We start from the raw sequence: 1,327 nt of genomic DNA on the forward strand, positions 1-1,327 counted from the left end.
TATGCAGCCTGGTTGGTGGCCTTGTTGTAGAGCTTAATCTTACCGCCATCCATCTTCTTGATGTACCAGAGTTGCTTCGGCTCACCGCTCGTCAGCGCGGCAGGCTTCACCTCACCATTGTTGGCCGTAGCGTAGGTGCGAGCAGACCAACTGCTGTACGTACAGTTAATGGTGTAGACTGCATTCTCGTCCAGCGCGTCATATATCTGCTTGCGGGGCATACCGAGGTATTCCTCATAAGCTGCAACAGCCTTCTTGTAGGTCTCTTCGCTTACTAGGCCGGCTTCGATAGCCTTCTTACCGGCCTCTACCACTTCGGTGTTCAGGTAAGCCAGTGCCTCTTCGGTCGGTTCGTTATAGTCACCAGTCGTACCGTTCTCTACGATGCGCTCGGCCTTGTTGACCAAGCCCTGGAGCTGAGCCTTGAAGTCCTCAATTTCCTCAATACGCCACGTGCCTTGGTAAGCTACCGTCGGGTCGTTGAAGGACTTGATGTAGCCGTCCTTGTTGGCCCAGAGGCGAGCCACGTTGCCGGTAGCTTCAGCGGTATAACCATCTACTGCCGAGATGAGCACAGCACCGGGGATGAAGTCGGTAGCGCCACGCAGGGTGCTCTTCACACGGGTGTTGTCGATGCGGATGGGGGTAGAGGCATCGGCCGTTACCGTCACGTTCTGATTGTAGGTCGGCAGGGCGATGGTGTTGCCCGTCATGTAGTTCTTGATGACGAAGCCGTCACCACTCTTGACGAAGGTCCAAACCTCCTCAGGCTCTACCTGCGGGGTGTAGTGGAAGCGGGCGGAGCCGTCCTTCTCGTAGAGTGTGGAGCCATTGTACTGCTGGGAGTAGTAAGTAGAGGCAGAGACTATCTGATAAGCCTTGCCCTCAACGGGCTGCACGATGGGCGCAGTCTTAAAGGTCTCAATGGCCGTGTTGAGTGTCTGGGTAGCCTCATCAGACTCGGCAGCGCCCTTGGCCGTAGCGAGTGCAGCGGTCAGTGCATCGTAAGCCTCCTGGCTGGCATAACCCACCTTACCGGGCTTAGAGAGCTTCAGCACGCGCTCAGCCTCGGCGATGGCCGTCTGCTGTGCGGTCTTCTCTTCCTCAAAGAAGAAGTGCTTAGCGTAGGTATAGTTGAGCGAGTCGAGGATAGCGCCGTGAGGCTGCATACGCATGAGGAAGTCCATCCAGTTCTTCTGCGATGCGGGACGCCAACCGATTTCGGCAAGGGCCATCAAGCGGGGGAGTAACTGGTACTCCAGCTCTTCGCTATCGTTCAAGGTCTCTGCCCAGAGGTTACCCTGCACACCGAGGCAGAGGTCTTGGT

General features: G+C 56.6%; 1 protein-coding gene. It reads right to left on the reverse strand.

Annotated features, from left to right (window positions below; genetic code table 11):
• On the reverse strand, positions 1-1,327 hold a 1,327-nt coding region (locus tag Q4P78_RS08850), incomplete at both ends, for a family 20 glycosylhydrolase (RefSeq protein ID WP_303340008.1).

Origin of the sequence: Rothia sp. (in: high G+C Gram-positive bacteria) (genome assembly GCF_030540545.1) — a bacterium.
Taxonomy (GTDB): domain Bacteria; phylum Actinomycetota; class Actinomycetes; order Actinomycetales; family Micrococcaceae; genus Rothia.